The following is a 19,346-nucleotide window of genomic DNA, read 5'->3' as shown; positions in this document are numbered from 1 at the left end:
CCAGATCAATCCTCCCGGAAGGCACGGTTGAAGCTGTCGAGGAAGGGGCGCAGCACATAATGCGCGACCGTGAACTGCCCGGTCTTGATTAACACCTCGACCGGCATGCCGGGGATGATTTTTACCTCCGGCAGCCCGCGCAGCGACGTTGGGTCGATCCGGATCTGAGCGGTGTAATAGGCGCGCTCGGTCTGCTTATCAACGAGGCGGTCGGCTGAGACATAAGTGAGGACGCCGTCAACAGGGGGCACGCGCCGGTGCTTGTAGGACAGGAGGCGGATACGGGCCTCGAGGCCCGGCCGCACAAGATCAATGTCCTCGGGCTTGACCTGCGCTCTTACGATGAGACGATCCTGCCGAGGAACGAGGTCCAACAATGGCTCACCGGCGGCCACAACTCCCCCAGGGGTGTGGATGCGCAGATCTGTGATGATACCAGCCTCGGGAGCGCGAATTTTGGTTCGGGCAAGCACGTCCTGCGCTGCTTGAAGGCGTTCGAGGAGTTGGAAGATTTGGCCCTGCGTATCGCGAAGGCCCTGGGCGATCTCGGAGTAATAATCGCTCTCCAGTTTGAGGATCATCGCCTGGGATTCGCCGATCGATTGCTCTGCCCGCGAAATTTGGGCCTGTGTCCCGCCGAGCCGCCCGTCTATCTCAGCCTGCTCGCGTTCCAATTGAAGGAGACGTGGACGCGTCTGTAGGCCCTTGGTGACGAGGGGCGCCACCACCGCGATCTCCTCCTTGATAATCGACGCGCGCTTGGCGGCCGCTTGTTCCTGGAAACGCAATCCGACGATTTCCCGCTCGGTCTGGGCCTTGCGCTGCTCGATGACCTCGATCCGGGAGGCCTGCAACTTTCTGCGCGTCTCGAAGATCTTGATTTGGCCGTTCATGATGCTCGCGAGATCGGGATCGTTCGGCTTCCGCTGCATGAACACGAACGGAAATTCGACTTCATTCCGGGCGTCACGCTCCGCCAGCAGGCGCGCTTCCTGGGCTTGCGCATTCCAGAGTTGGCCCTGCAGCACTTGGACGGTCGCATGAGCCCCCGTGTCGTCGAGGTGGATGAGCGCCTGCCCCGCGGCCACTTCGTCCCCGTCGGCGACGAGAATGCGCCCGATGATCCCGCCTTCCAGATGCTGAATCGTCTTGCGGCTCGACTCGGCCTCGATCGCCCCTCCCGCCACAGCAGCGCTCTCGAGGGGAGCCTGCGTCGCCCAGACGCCAAAACCGACGACGAAGACACCGACAATTGCGAAGGCGCTCGCCGCAAGAAAGCGCAGGCGCTGGAGCGGCGTGCCGGACGGGGATTGCAGAATGGCCGCGAGATCGTGGGCAATGCTGCCGCTCGAACTTTTCATGACGCAGCCCTCTCGGTTGCCGCGCCGGGATTGGCCCTCTTCGTTCTACCCGGCGGCGAGCCCGCGAAGCCGTCATCGGCTGGCGGCCTCATACTCCGTTGAGTCAGCACGACCTGCTGGCTCCGCGCCGGAATGACCGTGCGTCCACTCCTGATCTTCTCGGCAACATCGCGGCGCGTCCCGAAGGCATTCATCACGCCGTTATCCAGCACCAGGAGCTTGTCCGACATATTCAGAACGCCGAAGCGCTGGGCGATGATGATGATGGTCGACCCGCGCTCTCGCATCGCCTGAATGGCATGGCGCAAAGCCTCCTCACCTTCAGCATCGAGGCTCGCATTGGGCTCGTCGAGCACGATGAGGCGCGGAAAGCCGAAGAGCGCCCGCGCGAGGCCGAGACGCTGCCGCTGCCCGCCGGAGAGCCGCATGCCGCCCTCGCCGATATCGGTCTCATAGCCCAGAGGAAGACGCATGATCATCTTGTGCAGCCCCACCATGGCGGCGGCAGCGATCACATGTTCGGACGGGGCGTCCTGCAGGCGGGAGATGTTCTCCCGAACGGTGCCGCCGAAGAGTTCGATCTCCTGCGGAAGATAACCCAGATAGCGGTGGCCACCGGAGGCGAGCCAAATCCGCATGTCGGCGCCGTCGAGGCGCACATGCCCGACAGAGGGAGAGATGGTGCCGGCGATCAGGCGTCCGAGCGTCGATTTGCCCGCACCGGACGGCCCGACCACCCCAAGGATTTCTCCCGGCTCGACCGAGAAGGTCAGCCGGCGGACGGCGGGCATATCGGCGCCCGGCATCATGAACGTCACCTGCTCGACGGAGACGGCTCCGTTAGGGCGCGGCAGATACATGGTTTTGCGGGATTGAGGCAGGCCGCCCATGATCTTGTGCAGGCGGTGATAGCCGAGGCGCACGCCGGTGACCGCGCGCCATGTGCTGATCGATCCTTCCACGGGCCCCAATGACCGTCCCAGCAGGATTGAACTTGCGAAAATGGCCGCGGGACTGACCGTGTCCAGGATCACGAGCCATGCGGCGCAGGCCATGACGATGACCTGGGTCAGGAGCCGGACAAAACGGGCGAGGGCCTGGATGGCGGCGGCGCGCCCGGAGGCGGAGAGTTGGGCCTCTTTCGCGTTCGACTGATCGTCATGCAGGAGGCGGGCCACGCCGGGCAGCATTCCCATCGCGCTGATGGCCTCGACGTTGCGCAGGAGAGTTTCAAACCGGTGCTGGCTCTCGACCGCAGCCGCGCTCGAACGGGCAATGGGTTTGCGCGTCACCACCTCGTTGAGCATCGCCATCCCGAACAGAACGATCGACGCCACAAGGCCGATCCCGCCAAGCAAAGGATGAATAATGATCAGTGCCAAGATGAAAATCGGCGTCCAGGGAAGATCGAACAGAGCCGTGCATGCGGTGCCGCCGAAGAACGTGCGGAGGCCGCTGAGATCGCGCCAGGCTTGTGCGGCGGCGGCTTGTTCATTGCGCAAGGCTGACTGTACGGCGGCGATCAGAACGGATGCCCGCAAGCGGTCGTCCAACCAGGTGCCGACCCGCGCGAGCATCTCGCGGCGGAGAGCTTCGAGGCATGCATGCGCCGCCAGGGCGACGACGACGATGAAGGTTAGCATCATGAGCGTGTCGAGACTGCGGCTCGACAGGACATGATCGTAAACCTGCAGCAGATAAAGCGGCACGGTGAGCGCCAGAAGATTGACGAAGAAGCTGAGCGCAAACACCACAAGCAGGGACGTCTTGCACAACTCGAAGGCGCGCTCGATCTCGGTTCGTGATCGCGTCTTCATCCAGGTGACAACCATGGAGCTTTAACTCCCGTGCGAGGATTCATTTCGAGTGATGGAGCAGAGGATCGCCGGTGTGGACCGGCACCGCATCGTCCGGCGTCGGCCCAAGGCGCGGTGAAAGTCCACCGGCGTCCGATCAGCGATCAGAAATCGAAGTCGATATCGATCGTTGCGTCCTGGTCAGCATCCTGATCCTGGCTGACGTCCACGTCGACGTCCTGATCCTGGTCGACGTCGGCGTCGTTGTCGTTCTTCTGATCGACATCCACGTCGGTGTCGTTGTCGTTGTCGGCATCCGCGTCGGCGTCGGCGTCGCTGTGATCATCGGCATCAGCATCGGCGTCGGCATCCGCGTCCTGATCGGTGTCGTTGTCGACGTCCGAGTCATTCGAGTTATCCTGATCGACATCCGAATCCTGGTCGGTATCGACATCCACGTCCTGATCTTGATCCTGATCGAGGTCCTGATCGATATCGGCATCAATATCGAAGTCGAAATCATTGTCTTTAAAGTCGGCCATGATGCACTCTCCCCGTGCGTGAAAGCCGCCCCGGCAAGCGTATCATCCAGAGCGGATCGGCGGGTCGGGCGATCCGGTTGGATCACTGCAACGCCCGGTCGATGAACGATTTTCCCAGCTTCGGTTTTTAGAGAATAGTTGCCAATTTGAATTCGGCCGAAAAGGTGGTGAGCGCAGAAACGACTCACCCGCTTGGGTGACGCCGGTCAAAGAGGCCGCTTGATGACAACCTAAAAAAGAGCCGCAACGAGCGGCTCGATTCGGATCGAAAGGCGAGCAAGCGTCAGAGATCAGCGGTGTCGCCCACATCCACGATGATGTCGACATCTCCATCCACCGCGGCGTCCTCGTCGAAATCGACGCCGATCTCGGTGTCTTCATCATCCTCGTCCACGTCTACGGCAGCCTGCGCGGCCGCTTTGATGAGGGAATCGATGTCGACGAGGACATCGGCGTCGATGTCGTCACGGATCTCCACGTCGGCATCCACATTGCTGTCGCTTTCCGTATCCTGATCAATCTCACCATGGATGCTGGTTTCGTCGTCGTCGCTCACATCGATATCCGCGTCGCTCTCGATCTCGACATCGTCCTCGATATCGACGTCAATCTCGACGGTAACGGTGCCATCATCACCTTCGCTGACTTCGACATCGACCTCAATCCGCTGATCGACCTCGGGCCGTTGCACGCCCGCAACATCGATTGCCCAGCTACCCGCGCCGCCACCATCGCTGGCGACGTCCGCATCCTGATCGACTTCACCTTGTTGGTCGATCTCCGTGTCGATCTCCACGGTGGTGGGTTGCGAACCGATGATCGCTACGCCAATGTCGGCGTCATCGTCCGTGCCGGAATCCTGATCCAGATTGATATCGAGATTAGCCGCATCGGCCTCTTCGGAGGGCGAACCCTCGTCGGTGTCTTCGATCTCGTCGTCCTCCTGGTCGAGGTCCTGCAGATCCAGTGTCCCGTCGCTCTCGTCCGCCTCATCGGGTTCCATCGCGCGTCTCCATGGTACCTGCGCCCGGCGCCGGCGCTGATCCATCATCCCGTGTTTGACGACGCGCGGGTAGACGCCAAGTCTGGTGGGGTTCCCGGCCGAGGACCTGCGAAGGAATCCGGCGCGCTAGCCCGGCGGTGGTAGGAAAGGCGCCACTCTCGTCGCAGTCTCACTCAATCCGACTAATCCCGCATCGCCCGATAAGGCTATTCGTCGTGACCGGCGTCCAGAGCGGCCTCCGGATCAGCGTTCTGCCGCGCAATCGTGCGCCGGGCCTTTCGAGCGGCGACCCGCTTATTGTCCCAGCGTCGCTTTGATCTGACCGGCGGCGCGCAGGCTGAGCGCCGCGATCGTGAGAGTCGGGTTCGCCGTCGCCGCCGTCGGAAACACGGCGGAGCCGAGGAGGAAAAGGTTTTGATGGTCGTGGCTGCGCAGGTCGCGATCAACGACCGACGTGCGGGGATCGGCACCCATTCGCGCCGTGCCGATGATGTGTCCCGCGCCCTCGGGGGCCGGTTGATGCTGCACCTGCGTGGTCCCCAGCCTGGCAAAGATCTCCGCGTGAGCGGCGCGCGTTGCCGCAAGTCCGGCATGAATATAATCGTCGAGGCGGTAGGAGAGTTGCGGCAGGGGAACGCCGTACATGTCACGCTCCCTCGGCGCCAGCGTGACCCGGTTATCCGCATCCGCAATTGCTCGACGAGTGACGCCAGTCTCACATGCCGTGACGCATGATGCTTCAACGCCGCGTCCAAGGCACCGCCCTTCAATCCCGTGCGAGCCAGATCGGCTGCGGTGCTGATCGGCGCGCCGATGAGCCAGGACCAACCATCGTTGCCAATCTCGATGCGGAAAGCCGGTCGTTCCCGGCGGAAGCATTCTCTTCAAGAAACGCGAGGCCAGGGTCCGCGGCCGACCGAAATCAGGCCTGGGAGAATTTTGCCGGCCGCATCCCGATCGAGGTCGGATGAGCCGGCGCACGCCTCGGCCAAGGTGTGCAAGCTGAAGTTCCCGGCGAACCAACCCGGCGCGCCTGCTGTATCCTCCTTGGACTCCGAACCTGCTTGAGCGCATTCACAAACGGCGATCGACGATGCTACCGTGTGTCTGGAACGCAAAGCATCTGCACACCTCCGGTCTGACGGACCGGAGGTGTTAGTGGACGTCCTATCCAGACGCCCTCGTCGATCGAACGCAAGAAACGAGGTACCAGATGAGCCAGCCCGCAATTAGCCGTTTCTCGGTTCCCGAATTGACCGACCTTCCACAAGACATCCGCGGCCGAATTCTCGAGGTGCAGGAAAAGTCCGGGTTCGTCCCGAACGTCTTTATGATACTCGCCCGCCGCCCGGACGAGTTCAGGGCCTTTTTTGCCTACCATGATGCACTCATGGACAAGCCGGGCAACCTGACGAAGGCGGAGCGTGAAATGATCGTCGTGGGGACCAGCAGCGCCAATCAGTGCCAATATTGCGTCGTCGCCCACGGCGCCATTCTTCGCATCCGTGCGAAGGACCCGTTGATCGCCGACCAGATTGCGGTCAATTATCGGAAAGCCGACATCACGGACCGGCAGAAGGCGATGCTCGATTTCGCCATGAAGGTTGCGTTCGAAGCCTATGCCGTAGGCGACACGGACTTCGCCGCCTTGAACGCCCATGGCTTCAGCGATGAAGACGTTTGGGACATCAGCGCCATCGCGGCGTTTTTCGGCATGTCAAACCGTATCGCCAATGTCGTCAACATGCGGGCGAACGACGAATTCTATACACTTGGCCGGACGTGACCGCATAGCGCGAGGATCCCGGTAGACAGGCGAGCACAAGCTCATTCGGTCTTGTCTCGAAGCGATTCCTTTATGCGTTCTTTATTTCTTTCGGCAAGGTTCCCAATCGAAATTTGATACGCCTCCCGCGTACCTTCGGCACTCACATGATGGGTGCTGCCATGTCTGACTTCCTCTATCTCCTGACCGGCCTCGGGTTTTTCGCCCTGATGGCACTTTATGCCCGCGCAGCCGAACGGCTGTGAGGGAGATCCGCTCATGACTCTCGATCTCCTTCTCGGCGGCAGTGTCGCCTTGGCTCTTGCTCTCTATCTGGTCCTGGCACTGCTCAGGCCGGAACGCTTCTAGGAGGCTCGCGCATGACGCTCAACGGCTGGCTCCAGATCGCCATTATTCTCGCAACCGTCCTGCTAACGGCTTTTCCGCTCGGTGCCTTCATGGCCAGGGTCTATGGGGGCAAACACAACCTTCTCTCGCCCGTGCTCGGTCCTGTCGAACGCGGTTTCTATACTGTTGCCGGCGTCGATCCCACCCGTGAGCAGGGGTGGCGTTCATACGCGCTTGCGATGCTCCTGTTCAACGCGGCAGGCTTTTTCCTGCTTTACGCTATCCTCAGACTGCAGGGTTTTCTGCCTTTGAACCCGCAGGGTTTTGCGGGCATCGCTCCCGATCTTGCGTTCAACACCGCCGTGTCGTTCGTCACAAATACGAATTGGCAATCGTATGGCGGCGAAACCACCATGAGCCATTTCTCGCAGATGGCCGGACTGACGGTGCAGAATTTTCTCTCCGCAGCCACCGGCCTCGCCCTGGCGATGGCACTCGTTCGCGGATTTGCCCGCTCGAAGGCCGCCACCGTCGGGAACTTCTGGGTCGATATGACCCGTTCGGTTCTCTATGTCCTTCTGCCGCTGTCCCTCGTCACCGCCGTTCTTCTCGTTGCACTCGGCTTGCCGCAGACTCTCCTCTCCTCCGTCGATGCGACAACGCTCGAAGGCGCGAAGCAGACTCTTGCGCTGGGACCCGTTGCAAGCCAGGTGGCGATCAAGCAACTTGGCACCAACGGTGGCGGCTTCTTCAACGTGAACGCTGCGCATCCGTTCGAAAATCCGACCGCGCTCACGAACTTCCTTGAGATCTGGCAGATGCTGGTGATTTCGGTCGCGGTCGTGTTTGCGTTCGGCCGCATGGTCGGCGACCGCCGCCAGGCGCGAGCGCTGCTGTCGGTCATGGGAATCCTGCTGCTTGCAGGAATCGCCATCACCTATGCGGCCGAGGCCGCGGGAACGCCCACGCTTCAGGCGGCCAGCATCAATGCGGATGACGGCAACATGGAGGGCAAGGAGGTTCGCTTCGGGCTCGCTCTGTCTGCTCTGTGGGCCGCCGTGACGACCGGCCTGTCTACGGGCGCGGTCAATGCCATGCATGCCAGCTTCACCCCCATCGGCGGACTGATTCCGATGTTCCTGATGCAACTCGGCGAAATCCTGCCGGGCGGCGTCGGGTCGGGGCTCTACGGCATTCTCGTCATGGCTATCATCGCGGTTTTCGTGGCAGGTCTCATGGTGGGGCGGACGCCCGAATATCTCGGAAAGAAGATCGAAGCGAGAGAGGTCAAGATGGCGATGCTGGCCGTCCTGATCCTGCCGACGGCGATCCTCGGCTTCTCGGCGGTCGCCGCCGTCATCCCGCAAGGGCTTGCCGGCTTGCTCAATGCCGGACCGCACGGTCTCTCGGAAATCCTCTACGCCTATTCGTCAGCAGCGGGGAACAACGGTTCGGCCTTTGCCGGGCTCTCCGCAAACTCGCCCTGGTACAACACGACGCTTGGCTTGGCGATGCTGCTCGGTCGTTTCGCCTACATTGTGCCGATGCTCGCCATCGCCGGCTCCCTGGCGGCGAAGACGAAGCTTGAAAATTCGACCGGGACATTCCCCACGCACGGACCTCTCTTCATCGGCCTTATGGTCGGCGTGATCCTGATCCTCGGCGGTCTCCAGTTCTTCCCGGCTCTCGCCCTCGGTCCCATCGCCGAGCAGGTGCTGATGCTTGCCGGCAAGACGTTCTGACAGGTGCTCAATGACCAAACACGTTCAGACGCAGATTTCGATGTTCGACGGAGCGATCCTGCGTCAGGCCGGTGTCGATGCTGTCAAAAAGCTCAATCCCGGCGAGCTCATCCGCAATCCGGTCATCTTCGTTACCGAAGTGGTGGCGCTTCTCGTCACGATCCTCTTCATCCGCGATCTGATCACGGGAGCTTCCGTTTTCTTTACAGGGCAGATTGCAGCCTGGCTGTGGTTCACGGTGATCTTTGCCAACCTGGCCGAAGCCATTGCTGAGGGGAGAGGGCGCGCGCAGGCCGACACCTTGCGCCAAGCCCGCACCGAGACGCTCGCCAAGCGACTCTACGATCCCGAGCGCAAGGAGCTGTTTTCCAGGGTGTCTGCTGCCGAACTGGAGATCGGCGACCTCGTGCTCGTCGAAGCCGGAGACCTCATCCCAGGTGATGGCGAGGTCCTGGAAGGCATCGCGTCGGTCAACGAGGCGGCGATTACCGGCGAGTCCGCGCCCGTCATAAGGGAATCGGGCGGCGACCGCTCCGCCGTCACGGGCGGAACGGCCGTTATCTCGGACTGGCTCGTCGTGCGGATCACTGCGGCATCCGGCTCCTCGTTCCTGGACCGGATGATCGCCCTCGTGGAAGGAGCCGAGCGCCGGAAGACGCCGAACGAGATTGCGCTGAATGTCCTCCTCGCCGGCATGACGATCATCTTTCTGATCGCCGTCGTGACGCTCTCGGGCCCCGGACGTTACTCGGGCGCCGATGTGCCGGTGCCGGTGCTGGTCGCGCTGCTCGTGACGCTGATTCCGACGACTATTGGCGGCCTTCTCTCCGCCATCGGCATCGCGGGCATGAACCGCCTCATGCGGTTCAATGTGCTGGCCATGTCCGGACGGGCCGTAGAGGCCGCGGGCGACGTCGACACGTTGCTGCTGGACAAGACCGGGACGATCACCTTCGGCAACCGCATGGCGTCCGAGATCATTCCGGTTTCAGGCGTGACAGAACGGGAAGCGGCCGAGGCTGCTCTCCTGGCAAGTCTTGCCGACGAGACAGCCGAAGGTCGCTCCATCGTGGCACTGGCCCAAGAGAAATATGGTCTGCGCGTCCCCGGCGAGCCGCCTGTGGATGCCCGTTTCATCGAATTCTCGGCGACAACGCGGCTGTCCGGCGTCGATCTCGGCAGCCGGCGTTTGCGCAAGGGAGCGGTCGACGCCGTGCTCCGTTTCGTCCGGAACGTCGACAACCATGGTGTTTCCGATCACGGCTTTGCGGCCTCCGTGGACCGCATCGCCCGCTCGGGCGGGACACCGCTCGGCCTGGCCGATGGCGGACGACTTCTGGGCGTCATCCATCTCAAGGACGTGGTCAAGCCGGACATCAAGGAACGCTTCTCGGAATTGCGCCGCATGGGCATCCGCACCGTCATGGTGACCGGTGACAATCCGGTGACGGCGGCGGCCATTGCGTCGGAAGCGGGTGTCGATGATTTCATCGCCGAGGCGACGCCGGAGGATAAGCTCAACTATATCCGCCGGGCTCAAACGGAGGGTCGCCTCGTCGCCATGTGCGGCGACGGCACCAACGATGCGCCGGCGCTGGCTCAGGCCGATGTGGGCGTCGCGATGCAATCCGGCACGCAGGCCGCACGCGAGGCCGGCAACATGGTGGATCTCGACTCCGATCCGACAAAGCTCATCGAGATCGTGGGCATCGGCAAGCAACTTCTCATGACGCGCGGATCGCTGACGACGTTCTCGATCTCCAATGACGTGGCGAAATACTTTGCCATCATCCCGGCGTTGTTCGTCACGGCGATCCCCGAACTCCGCGCGCTCAACGTCATGGGATTGTCGACGCCGCAAAGCGCAATCCTGTCGGCGGTGATCTTCAATGCGGTCATCATCATCGCGCTCATCCCGCTGGCCTTGCGGGGCATTCCTTATCGTCCGCTCGGCGCCGCGAGCCTGCTGCGCCGCAATCTCCTCATCTATGGCTTCGGCGGGCTCCTCGTGCCCTTCATCGGCATCAAGATCATCGACCTCGCCGTTACGGCGATGGGTTGGGCCTGAAGGAGGCCGACATGTCTTATCTTCGCCCCGCTTTCGTTCTTCTCTTGCTCTTCACCGTCCTGACAGGGCTTGCCTATCCGCTCGCCGTCACCGGGCTGGGACAGGCCTTCCTTTCCGCGCAGGCCAATGGAAGCCTCATCACGCAACAGGATGGTCTTATCGCGGGCTCCGATCTGATTGGACAACGCTTCACATCCGGCCGCTATCTCTGGGCACGGCCCTCGGCCACAAGCGCTGCCGATCCGGCGGATCAATCGAGGAGTGTCGATGCGCCCTACAACGCAGCCGCCTCCTCCGGCTCTAACCTGGGACCCACCTCACGGAAGCTCGCGGACCGCCTGACCGCCTCCGCGCAAGCTTGGAACAGTTCCGCAATGGGCGCGCCCATCCCGGGCGATGCCCTCACCACGTCGGGCAGCGGCCTCGATCCTCATATCTCGCCGGCCTTCGCAATGGCGCAGGCTGGGCGCATCGCCGCCGCCCGGGGCCTTGCTGAACCGCGAGTCAGGCAGTTGATCGACGCTTCGACGGAGGAGCGAACCTTCGGGGTCTTCGGGCAACCACGTGTGAATGTGCTTCGGGTCAATCGGGCGCTCGACGCAACAGGACCTTAACGACGCGCGCACGAGGCTCTAATCTAACGGGAAGGAGACTCAAGCCTCATGGCCCTGCCCAACGTCCCGCGCGCATCTCCGGATGCCCTTCTCGCCCTGGCCAATCGGGAAGGACGCGGCCGTCTCAAGATTTTTCTTGGGGCGGCGCCCGGCGTTGGAAAGACATACGCCATGCTGCTGGCGGGCAAAACGGCGCAGGAAGACGGCCCCGGTGTGGTCGTCGGCTTGGTGGAAACCCATGGGCGCCGGGAAACAGACGAGCTTCTCCAGGGTTTCGAGATCCTGCCCCGTCTCCCGGTCCTCCACCGGGGCAAAATGATTCAGGAATTCGATATCGATGCCGCCCTCAAGCGGCATCCGCGATTGATCATCGTCGACGAATACGCGCATTCGAATCCGCCGGGGAGCCGCCATCCGAAGCGGTGGCAGGACATCGAAGAATTGCTGTCGGCCGGAATTGATGTGTGGACCACACTCAACATCCAGCACCTCGAGAGCCTCAACGATGTCGTTCAGCGTATCTCGAGGGTTCGCGTGCGCGAGACTGTACCCGACACGGTGTTCGACAAGGCCGACGAACTTGTCCTGGTCGATCTGCCTCCCGACGAACTTCTCAAGCGCCTGGCCGAAGGAAAGGTCTACGTTCAAGATACGGCTGCACGAGCCGTCGACAATTTCTTCCGCCCGAACAACCTCGTCGCCTTACGCGAACTTGCGCTGCGCCGTGCCGCCTCGCGCATCGACAGCGATCTCCTTGAGCGCATGCAGAGCGGCGGCGTCGAGGGACCATGGGCGGCGGGCGAACGCATCCTTGTCTGCATCGGTCCGGATGACACCTCGCCGATGGTGGTGCGTCACGCGAAGCGCTTGGCCGAATCGATTGGAGCCCCATGGCTGGCGGTGACGGTGGAGCGCCCGTTCAAGCAACTCCGCGACGCGGAACGCCGGAAGGTGGAAGAGCACCTGCGGCTTGCGGAGAGTCTCGGTGCCGACGAGGTCAAGACCTTGCTTGGATCAGATCTGGTGCAAGAACTCCTGCGCTATGCCAAATTCGAGAACATCACGCAGATCGTGGTCGGGCGATCCCGCGGTGGATGGTTGGCGGAGGCGCTCGGGCGTTCTCTGCCGCATCAGCTTGTTCGGTGCGCCGAGGATATCGCCATCCATGTGGTGACCGTCCCTGAGCCCAAACGTTCGCCCTCGCGGCTCCGATTGGTTCTGCCCTCCTCTCTTCGGCAGCGTGGCCTGCACCCTCTGCACTTTCTGTGGTCGGCGGCCGGTGTCGTATGCGCGATCGCGGTCGGACGCCTCATGACGGCGCTCGTGTCGTTGCCGAACGTCTCCATGATCTTTCTTCTGGCCGTCCTTTTCGCGGCGGTCCGCTTTGGGATCTGGCCTGCGGTCTTCACCTCCTTTCTGGCCTTCCTCGGTTACAATTTCTTTTTCATCGAGCCGTTCTACACCCTGACCGTCGCGCGGCCGCATGAGCTTCTTGCGCTTTTCATCTTTCTTGGATTTGCCGTGCTTTTCTCGGCGATTGCGGGGCGCATCCGGGAGCAGGCCCAAATCGCTGTCACCCGTGCTCAGGCGACCAGGCGGCTGTTCGAGTTCGCCCGTCACCTTTCGAGTCTTGCCGAGCCTCAGATGGTGGCGGAGGGCGCGGTTGCCGAAGTCCAGAGGTCGCTTGGCGCTCCGGCCATCCTTCTCTTGCCACGGGATGACGATCTGGCCGTCGCTGCGGCCTGGCCGCCCGAGGATGAACTCGACACCGCTTCCATGACGGCCGCACGCTGGGCGTTCGAGCGGGACGAACCGGCAGGCCTGGGAACGGGCACGCTCCCAAATGTGCCCTGGTACTTTTTCCCCCTTCGGGCTTCTCACGGATGCGTGGGCGTCATCGGCATTGCCGATCGATTCGCGAGTCATGCCGGAGATGGCACGAAGTTGGATTCCGAAGTCCGGACCTTGTTCGAAACATTGGCCGAGCTGACGGCGACCGCGCTCGAGCGTTCCCGGCTTGCGCGCGAGATCGCCGCTGCGAAGACCGCAACCGACACCGAACGGGTGCGCAATACATTCCTGGCTTCCATCAGTCATGATTTTCGCACGCCTCTGGCGTCCATCTTGGGAGCGGCGACGAGCCTGATCTATTTTGGTTCGAAGTTGTCCGATGCGTCACGTCAAGACCTTCTTGGCCAGGTGAAGGACGAAGCCGAGCAACTGGACAATATGGTCCGCAATCTGCTCGCGATGACCCGGGTTGAAGCGGGCGCGCTTGAGATGCGGCCGGATTGGGTAGACCTGAGCGAGGCATTTGACCGAGTGGTGGCACTCGCCAAGCGCAGGGGTGCCGCGCAGACATTTGAAACCATCGTCGCGCCCGGAATGCCGTTTGTTCCGGTCGATCCATCGTTGCTCGATCAAGCTTTGACGAACATCGTCGGCAATGCCGTTCGCTACGCGGGATCCAACGCCCGAATCACGCTCGAGGCCAGCTGTGATGACGATGAAGTTTTGCTTTCCGTCATGGACGATGGACCGGGCATCGCGCCGGACATGCTTGCAACGGTCTTTGAGAAGTTCGCACGGGGTCGCGGGCCGGGCGGCGACGGCGGTGAAGGCGCGGGCCTCGGCCTTGCCATTGCGAAGGGCATCGTCGATGCACATGGGGGATCGATCACGGCGGAAAGCCCCCCGGCGGGAAGCCCCGCGGCGGACGGCCACGGGACCCGCATCGTGATACGATTGCCCCTTCGGGAGAAAATTTCATGACTCGCGCAACCCGCGTCCTTGTGGTTGACGACGAACACGCGATCCATCGCTTTCTCAAGCCGGCGCTTGAGGTAAACGACTACGAAGTCCTGAGCGCGGGTACCGCCGCAGAGGGGTTGAAGCGCATTGCGGCCGATGCGCCCGATGTGGTCGTGCTGGATCTCGGCCTGCCCGACATGGACGGCAAGGACGTGATCGCCCGCGTTCGGCAGTGGTCGGACGTGCCGATCATTGTGCTGTCGGCGCGGGATCGGGAGGCCGAGAAGATCGCGGCCCTCGACTTCGGCGCCGACGACTTCGTCAACAAACCCTTTGGCATGGGCGAGTTGATGGCCCGCCTGCGAACCGCCTTGCGCCATCGCATGCAGCGCAAGGGCGAGACGCCGGTCGTCAACATCGATGGCCTGGTGATCGATGTTGCGCGCCGCCGGGTGACCTGGGAGGGCACCGAGGTGAGCCTGAGCCCGAAGGAATTCGAGCTTCTCGCCTTCCTGGCGCGCCATTCCGGCCGCGTGGTGACCCACAAGCAGATCCTGACCGCCGTCTGGGGACCAGCCCACGAGCACGACACGCAATATCTGCGCGTCTATATCGGTCAACTCAGGCAGAAGATCGAACCGAAACCCGCCGATCCGCGCTTCATCCTGACGGAGCCGGGCATCGGCTATCGCTTGCTCGATGCGGCTTGAGAGACGGACTCGTAGACCTTTCGGCCTGCGAGGCTGTATTCTCATGACGACGGAGGAACGGGATCAGGCGGCCGGCACCATCCCGCCGCAGCCAAGGAGGGCTTCCCGATGGCAGGCCACGCGATACACATCAAGCTGGACGGGAGAACGTATTCGGGGACTTTTGTGGTTGACAGGAAAGTTCTTACGGTCACCACGACCTACGGCACGAAAGCCGCCGAGATATCTCCGAAGATCTCGCACCAACTCCTTGCACATCAACTGCTGGAGGAGATCATTCGAGAGGAGAAGGCACGCAAAGGTTCGACGCTTTGATGGACGTGCGCGAATACTCGACGGGATCGGCCTGATGCCAAGTCCCCGATCCCGCATGGCTCTGGCGATCTCAGCGGCTGCTTGGGTTCTGAGCTCATCGGCGCTCAGCGCGCATGACTGGTATCCCGCATGGTGTTGCAGCGACAAGGATTGTCGGGCGCTTTCGGAAGAAAAGGGCGAGACGGCCCTGGAGGGACCCGACGGTTGGCGCTTGTGGGATGGCCGACTTGCCTCGCGTGGATCTGCCAAACAATCACCAGACAAAAAATTTCACCTGTGCGAGGAACCGACGACCAAGGCCATCATCTGCTTCTTCGCGCCGCCCGGATCATCGTAAGTGCTGCCGTCCCGTTCGGAGCCGTGCCGACTGGGCGTCCTACCTCTTTTTGCGGAACATGTGACTTGCATCCTCGTCCTCATTCATCAGTCTTGCTGCCAGGATACGAATCGCCGCGCCGCTCAGGATATCCTGAACGTCTGCCTGCACGAGAGGGTCGACCGTCATCATCGTTTGCGGCCGAACAGACGAGAGTAGAGAACACCGCATGTCTGCACGTGAAACCATCCTCGATCTGCAAGCCCGCATAAACCAGCCGATCATCGCGCTCCTGGCCAATGGCAACGTCCTGCTCGAGGGGTCACTCTCATGAGACATTCCACCGTCACTCACAAATCGTCGGAAAACGATGGCATGACCTGGATACCTGCGGGGACGTTCGCCATGGGTTCCGACGATCACTATCCGGAGGAAGCGCCCGTCCATCGGGTGACCGTGGATGGGTTCTGGATCGACGCGACGCCTGTCACCAATCGCCAGTTCAAGGCTTTCGTTCAGGCGACGGGCCATGTCACGACGGCGGAGAAAATCCCCGATGCCAGGGACTATCCCGGCGCCCGCCGCGAAATGCTGAAGGCAGGGTCGATGCTGTTTGTTCCGCCGGACCACCCGGTGGACCTTCGCGATTGGAGCCAGTGGTGGACCTTCGCCTTCGGGGTCAGTTGGAAGCGTCCCTTCGGCCCGAACAGCAAGCTGACGGGCTTGGAGGACCATCCGGTCGTCCATGTCAGTTACACCGATGCCCTCGCCTACGCGCGATGGGCCGGTAAGGAACTTCCAACCGAGGCCGAGTGGGAATTTGCCGCCCGAGGCGGCACGGATGGCACCGAGTTCGCCTGGGGTGACGCCTTCGCGCCCGACGGCCGGCAGATGGCCAATACATGGCAGGGACAGTTTCCGTTCGAGAACACGCGGCTTGACGGCTATGAGCGCACCTCTCCGGTGGGCTCGTTCCCCGCCAACGGATACGGCTTGTCCGATATGGTCGGAAACGTCTGGGAATGGACCGACGATTGGTATGCTCCCAAGCATGTCGAAGACGCGCCGAAGAGCTGCTGCATCCCGATGAACCCGCGCGGCGGGCCCGAGGATCAAAGTTACGATTCCCGTCAGCCCGAGATCAGGATCCCGCGCAAGGTCGTGAAGGGCGGGTCGTTTCTGTGCGCCCCGAATTATTGCCGTCGCTATCGCCCCGCCGCGCGCCATCCGCACCCCGTCGACACGTCGACCAGCCATATCGGCTTTCGCTGCGTCCGACGCGCATAAAGCGTGCGATCGGAACCTGGAGCTGACAATCCCGATTGCGCAAGATCGATTCATCCGCCCGCAGGATCGACCGTCGCTCGGCGTGCCTTAGCGGCGGCCGAACGGCCGACCATCAGCCACCCGGCAACCCCAGCCGCACCGCATAGGCGGCGAGTTCCGCCGCATTGTGAAGATCGAGCTTGCGCATCAGGTTTTCCCGATGTTTGCGCGCCGTGAGCGGGCTGATGCCCAGCCGCTCGGCGATATCGCGTGTCACCGCTCCTCGAGCGATGAGGGCGAGCAGTTCGCGCTCCCGCGGCGTGAGGGGGACCGGCGAGAGAGCGTCGAAATCGACTCCGCTGCGACTGACACTCTCGGTGAGCGCTGCACCGAGGGCGTTATCGATATACGTTTCGCCGCGACGCATGGCGTCGAGTGCTGCTTTCAGCTCCTGGAGGTCTCCGCTCTTGACAAGGTAGCCGCTTGCTCCGGCATCGAAGGCGGCTCTCACGGTTCGCGCTTCGGTATTGGCCGTGAGAATCAGAATTCGCAAGCCTGGGTAAGCGTCCCGCAGCTCACGAATGAAATTCAAGCCCGTCAGACCAGGCATCCCGAGGTCGAGTACAAGGATGTCTACGGGCTGCCGCTTCAGAACCTCGACGAGGCTGGCGGCGTTCGCAACTTCGCCCAAGACCGTGTAGCCATCGATCAGGGAAATCAGACGTTTCAGTCCTTCGCGGATGAGGGCATGGTCGTCGGCGAGGACAACGCTGGTTGTGAGCATGATCAAGGGCACAGGTGAGAGCGATCGCCATCAGGCGGTGGAGGAGGAGTTTTTCTCCGGGCAGCCTGATAGCACAATCGGAAAGGCCGGCAGGCGAGAAAAGGCGGCTCTGGTCGATCTTCTGTTCCGCCAGTCGCGCGCCGTGCTGTTCGCCAATCTCATCATTCCTATTCCGGTCGCATACGTCCTTTGGGAAGTCGCCGCCGAGCGATGGCTCTTGCTCTGGATTGCAACGATCTGGCTGTTGACGGGAGTGCGCATTCTGCTCTCGCACCGCTATTTTGCCGATTCTGAAAAGGCGAGCCGCGCGGGTTCATGGGCGCGGCACTTCACGGTGCTCTCGATTTTTTCGAGCCTGCTTTGGGGTGCCATCGGTTGGATTGGATTCGTTCCGCAGGAGCCGCATTTCATCGCTTTCGTCTGCATCGTTTTGACGGGAATGTCCGGCGGCGCGATTCCCTCGCTGTCCGCCTATCCGCCGGCCTATATTGGTCTGCTGCTTGCCATGCAGATCCCCTTCGCTCTGCGGTGCATCGGGCAAGGCGATTCCATCGCGCTGACATATTTGGCTTTCCAGGCCTGCCTCGTCGGCGTGTATCTCTATTACTGCCGCGAGACTTACATCGCTCTGATGACGACGGTCCGGCTTCGGTTCGAGAACCTTTCGCTGATCGAGGGACTGGAGCACGAGCGCGACCGTGCGACTGCCGCCGACCAGGCAAAGACTCGCTTTCTCGCCGCAGCCGGTCATGATCTTCGTCAGCCGATCCACGCCATCGGGCTTTTCACCGCGACGTTGGCGGCGCTTGCGAAGAACGGCGATGTGTCCGGCGCCGAAGCGCGTGATATCGCTGGTCGCCTTCAGTTGTCGGTTGGTGCACTCGGTCGGCTGCTGCATGGGCTTCTCGATATCTCTCGCATCGAGGCCGGACTTGTTTCTGTCGAGAGACAACCCGTTTCGCTTTCGCAACTCCTCGCACAGCTCTGCAATGAATTCACGCCTCGCGCCGAAGCGCGGGGAATCCGGTTGCGCGTCGTCAATTCGGGCGAATGGGCCTGCAGCGACCCGGCCTTGCTCAAGCGCATATTGGACAACTTTGTCACCAACGCCCTGAAATACACGCCTGCCGGCGGCGTTCTCATCGGCTGCCGGCGTCGGGGCCAAGAAATCGCGATCCAGGTTGTCGACACCGGCTTCGGCATCCCAGCAGATCGGCAGGTCGCGGCCTTCGACGAGTTCACGCGGCTTCACGAGAGTGAAGGAGAGGCCGAACAGGGGCTCGGTCTCGGCTTGGCCATCGTGCGTCGGTTGGCGACCCTGCTCGAACACCCCGTCACGCTCGCGTCGATCCCTGGCAGGGGATCGGTTTTCTCGATTCGCGTTCCTGTGATCGAACGTCCTGTTCTGTCCGCCGCGACCACCAAGGGCTCATTGGGCGACTTGCGACCTGCGGGCATCATGATCGTCGATGACGATCCGCAACTGGTCGAGGGCTTGAAGACACTCCTCTCCCTCTGGGGGCACCAAGTCTATGCCGGCACCACTGCCGCCGATGTTCACCGACACCATAAGGCTGCCGGCCGCCCTCGCGTCGACCTGATCATCGCAGACTATCGCCTGTCCGGCGGCCTAACGGGTACGAGCGCGATCGCGGATCTGGCAGAGTATCTTGGATATGCCGTTCCGGCGTTGATTGTCACAGGCGATACGTCGCCCGAACGATTGCGAAAACTCACCGAAACCGGACACGCCCTGCTGCACAAGCCTGTCGATCCGGATGTTCTGTATGAGGCGATTGACCGAACACTGAGCGAGGGAAGCCCAATCCGACCCGAAGAGGCGTTGGCGACAGATTAACACCTCGCGGGCGGCGAGCTGTCGCCTGTTCGCCGAACTTGTGAACTGCACCCTCTGCCCCATCCAACGGCCGCGGATCACAACGACGGCCTAGCAGGCCCGCGGCA

17 protein-coding genes are annotated in these 19,346 nt (G+C 62.1%); 10 read left to right on the top strand and 7 right to left on the bottom strand.

Features of this window, described 5'->3' with window-relative positions; genetic code table 11:
- Nucleotides 1–5: 5 nt before the first annotated feature.
- The 5 genes from FEZ63_RS01745 to FEZ63_RS25075 all read right to left on the bottom strand — a co-directional run bounded on the left by FEZ63_RS01745 (nucleotide 6) and on the right by FEZ63_RS25075 (nucleotide 5,347).
- Nucleotides 6–1,361 carry an HlyD family type I secretion periplasmic adaptor subunit gene (locus FEZ63_RS01745; RefSeq protein WP_150941922.1) on the bottom strand — a complete coding sequence of 452 codons (1,356 nt, stop codon included), beginning with the start codon at nucleotides 1,359–1,361 and terminating at the stop codon, nucleotides 6–8.
- Nucleotides 1,358–3,193, bottom strand: a complete 1,836-nt coding sequence (locus FEZ63_RS01740) for a type I secretion system permease/ATPase (protein WP_150941921.1) — start codon at nucleotides 3,191–3,193, stop codon at nucleotides 1,358–1,360. The genes FEZ63_RS01745 and FEZ63_RS01740 overlap by 4 nt, the downstream gene beginning before the upstream one ends.
- A gap of 128 nt (nucleotides 3,194–3,321) precedes the next feature.
- Nucleotides 3,322–3,699: a hypothetical protein gene (locus FEZ63_RS01735; RefSeq protein WP_150941920.1), complete on the bottom strand. Its 378-nt coding sequence runs from the start codon at nucleotides 3,697–3,699 to the stop codon at nucleotides 3,322–3,324.
- A gap of 283 nt (nucleotides 3,700–3,982) precedes the next feature.
- Nucleotides 3,983–4,702 carry a hypothetical protein gene (locus FEZ63_RS01730; RefSeq protein ID WP_150941919.1) on the bottom strand — a complete coding sequence of 240 codons (720 nt, stop codon included), beginning with the start codon at nucleotides 4,700–4,702 and terminating at the stop codon, nucleotides 3,983–3,985.
- 294 nt (nucleotides 4,703–4,996) lie between these two features.
- The gene (locus FEZ63_RS25075) at nucleotides 4,997–5,347 is read right to left on the bottom strand and encodes a GMC oxidoreductase (protein WP_201274060.1); all 351 of its coding nucleotides are present in this window, start codon (nucleotides 5,345–5,347) and stop codon (nucleotides 4,997–4,999) included.
- A 568-nt stretch (nucleotides 5,348–5,915) separates the two neighbouring features.
- On the opposite strand from FEZ63_RS25075, the gene FEZ63_RS01720 reads away from it, so the two are divergent.
- Nucleotides 5,916–6,488: a peroxidase-related enzyme gene (locus FEZ63_RS01720; RefSeq protein WP_150941918.1), complete on the top strand. Its 573-nt coding sequence runs from the start codon at nucleotides 5,916–5,918 to the stop codon at nucleotides 6,486–6,488.
- A gap of 41 nt (nucleotides 6,489–6,529) precedes the next feature.
- Here FEZ63_RS01720 and FEZ63_RS01715 read toward each other — a convergent pair whose 3' ends face one another.
- Entirely contained in the window at nucleotides 6,530–6,748 is a 219-nt protein-coding gene (locus tag FEZ63_RS01715; protein WP_150941917.1) for a hypothetical protein, read from the bottom strand.
- Between FEZ63_RS01715 and kdpF the strand changes: the two genes are divergently transcribed.
- The 8 genes from kdpF (at nucleotide 6,747) to FEZ63_RS01675 (ending at nucleotide 16,618) form a co-directional block, all read left to right on the top strand.
- Nucleotides 6,747–6,836, top strand: a complete 90-nt coding sequence (gene kdpF, locus FEZ63_RS01710; RefSeq protein WP_150941916.1) for a K(+)-transporting ATPase subunit F — start codon at nucleotides 6,747–6,749, stop codon at nucleotides 6,834–6,836. The genes FEZ63_RS01715 and kdpF overlap by 2 nt on opposite strands.
- A gap of 11 nt (nucleotides 6,837–6,847) precedes the next feature.
- A complete protein-coding gene (gene kdpA / locus FEZ63_RS01705; RefSeq protein ID WP_150941915.1) occupies nucleotides 6,848–8,557 on the top strand; it encodes a potassium-transporting ATPase subunit KdpA in 1,710 nt (569 codons plus the stop codon).
- A 10-nt stretch (nucleotides 8,558–8,567) separates the two neighbouring features.
- Complete coding sequence (gene kdpB / locus FEZ63_RS01700) at nucleotides 8,568–10,625, top strand: potassium-transporting ATPase subunit KdpB (protein WP_150941914.1); 2,058 nt, start codon at nucleotides 8,568–8,570, stop codon at nucleotides 10,623–10,625.
- An 11-nt stretch (nucleotides 10,626–10,636) separates the two neighbouring features.
- Nucleotides 10,637–11,239, top strand: a complete 603-nt coding sequence (gene kdpC / locus FEZ63_RS01695) for a potassium-transporting ATPase subunit KdpC (RefSeq protein ID WP_150941913.1) — start codon at nucleotides 10,637–10,639, stop codon at nucleotides 11,237–11,239.
- A gap of 48 nt (nucleotides 11,240–11,287) precedes the next feature.
- Entirely contained in the window at nucleotides 11,288–14,011 is a 2,724-nt protein-coding gene (locus tag FEZ63_RS01690) for a sensor histidine kinase (protein WP_150941912.1), read from the top strand.
- Nucleotides 14,008–14,700 carry a response regulator gene (locus FEZ63_RS01685; RefSeq protein WP_150941911.1) on the top strand — a complete coding sequence of 231 codons (693 nt, stop codon included), beginning with the start codon at nucleotides 14,008–14,010 and terminating at the stop codon, nucleotides 14,698–14,700. The genes FEZ63_RS01690 and FEZ63_RS01685 overlap by 4 nt, the downstream gene beginning before the upstream one ends.
- A gap of 108 nt (nucleotides 14,701–14,808) precedes the next feature.
- Entirely contained in the window at nucleotides 14,809–15,015 is a 207-nt protein-coding gene (locus tag FEZ63_RS01680) for a hypothetical protein (protein WP_150941910.1), read from the top strand.
- A 646-nt stretch (nucleotides 15,016–15,661) separates the two neighbouring features.
- Nucleotides 15,662–16,618 carry a formylglycine-generating enzyme family protein gene (locus FEZ63_RS01675; RefSeq protein ID WP_244622596.1) on the top strand — a complete coding sequence of 319 codons (957 nt, stop codon included), beginning with the start codon at nucleotides 15,662–15,664 and terminating at the stop codon, nucleotides 16,616–16,618.
- A 112-nt stretch (nucleotides 16,619–16,730) separates the two neighbouring features.
- Here FEZ63_RS01675 and FEZ63_RS01670 read toward each other — a convergent pair whose 3' ends face one another.
- A complete protein-coding gene (locus tag FEZ63_RS01670) occupies nucleotides 16,731–17,381 on the bottom strand; it encodes a response regulator (RefSeq protein ID WP_150941908.1) in 651 nt (216 codons plus the stop codon).
- Here FEZ63_RS01670 and FEZ63_RS01665 point away from each other — a divergent pair.
- The gene (locus FEZ63_RS01665; protein WP_150941907.1) at nucleotides 17,380–19,239 is read left to right on the top strand and encodes an ATP-binding protein; all 1,860 of its coding nucleotides are present in this window, start codon (nucleotides 17,380–17,382) and stop codon (nucleotides 19,237–19,239) included. The genes FEZ63_RS01670 and FEZ63_RS01665 overlap by 2 nt on opposite strands.
- The last annotated feature ends 107 nt before the right edge of the window (nucleotides 19,240–19,346 follow it).

Source organism: Microvirga brassicacearum (assembly GCF_008757455.1).
Lineage (GTDB): Bacteria > Pseudomonadota > Alphaproteobacteria > Rhizobiales > Beijerinckiaceae > Microvirga > Microvirga brassicacearum.
The sequence above is the reverse complement of the archived record's forward strand: the minus strand, read 5'-3'. Positions and strand labels throughout refer to the sequence as shown.

What these genes read in the sequence shown, in the direction of transcription:
- FEZ63_RS01745 (WP_150941922.1), bottom strand. Translation starts at nt 1,361, where the DNA reads ATGAAAAGTTCGAGCGGCAGCATTGCCCACGATCTCGCGGCCATTCTG.
- FEZ63_RS01740 (WP_150941921.1), bottom strand. Translation starts at nt 3,193, where the DNA reads ATGGTTGTCACCTGGATGAAGACGCGATCACGAACCGAGATCGAGCGC.
- FEZ63_RS01735 (WP_150941920.1), bottom strand. Translation starts at nt 3,699, where the DNA reads ATGGCCGACTTTAAAGACAATGATTTCGACTTCGATATTGATGCCGAT.
- FEZ63_RS01730 (WP_150941919.1), bottom strand. Translation starts at nt 4,702, where the DNA reads ATGGAACCCGATGAGGCGGACGAGAGCGACGGGACACTGGATCTGCAG.
- FEZ63_RS25075 (WP_201274060.1), bottom strand. Translation starts at nt 5,347, where the DNA reads ATGTACGGCGTTCCCCTGCCGCAACTCTCCTACCGCCTCGACGATTAT.
- FEZ63_RS01720 (WP_150941918.1), top strand. Translation starts at nt 5,916, where the DNA reads ATGAGCCAGCCCGCAATTAGCCGTTTCTCGGTTCCCGAATTGACCGAC.
- kdpF (WP_150941916.1), top strand. Translation starts at nt 6,747, where the DNA reads ATGACTCTCGATCTCCTTCTCGGCGGCAGTGTCGCCTTGGCTCTTGCT.
- FEZ63_RS01715 (WP_150941917.1), bottom strand. Translation starts at nt 6,748, where the DNA reads ATGAGCGGATCTCCCTCACAGCCGTTCGGCTGCGCGGGCATAAAGTGC.
- kdpA (WP_150941915.1), top strand. Translation starts at nt 6,848, where the DNA reads ATGACGCTCAACGGCTGGCTCCAGATCGCCATTATTCTCGCAACCGTC.
- kdpB (WP_150941914.1), top strand. Translation starts at nt 8,568, where the DNA reads ATGACCAAACACGTTCAGACGCAGATTTCGATGTTCGACGGAGCGATC.
- kdpC (WP_150941913.1), top strand. Translation starts at nt 10,637, where the DNA reads ATGTCTTATCTTCGCCCCGCTTTCGTTCTTCTCTTGCTCTTCACCGTC.
- FEZ63_RS01690 (WP_150941912.1), top strand. Translation starts at nt 11,288, where the DNA reads ATGGCCCTGCCCAACGTCCCGCGCGCATCTCCGGATGCCCTTCTCGCC.
- FEZ63_RS01685 (WP_150941911.1), top strand. Translation starts at nt 14,008, where the DNA reads ATGACTCGCGCAACCCGCGTCCTTGTGGTTGACGACGAACACGCGATC.
- FEZ63_RS01680 (WP_150941910.1), top strand. Translation starts at nt 14,809, where the DNA reads ATGGCAGGCCACGCGATACACATCAAGCTGGACGGGAGAACGTATTCG.
- FEZ63_RS01675 (WP_244622596.1), top strand. Translation starts at nt 15,662, where the DNA reads ATGAGACATTCCACCGTCACTCACAAATCGTCGGAAAACGATGGCATG.
- FEZ63_RS01665 (WP_150941907.1), top strand. Translation starts at nt 17,380, where the DNA reads ATGATCAAGGGCACAGGTGAGAGCGATCGCCATCAGGCGGTGGAGGAG.
- FEZ63_RS01670 (WP_150941908.1), bottom strand. Translation starts at nt 17,381, where the DNA reads ATGCTCACAACCAGCGTTGTCCTCGCCGACGACCATGCCCTCATCCGC.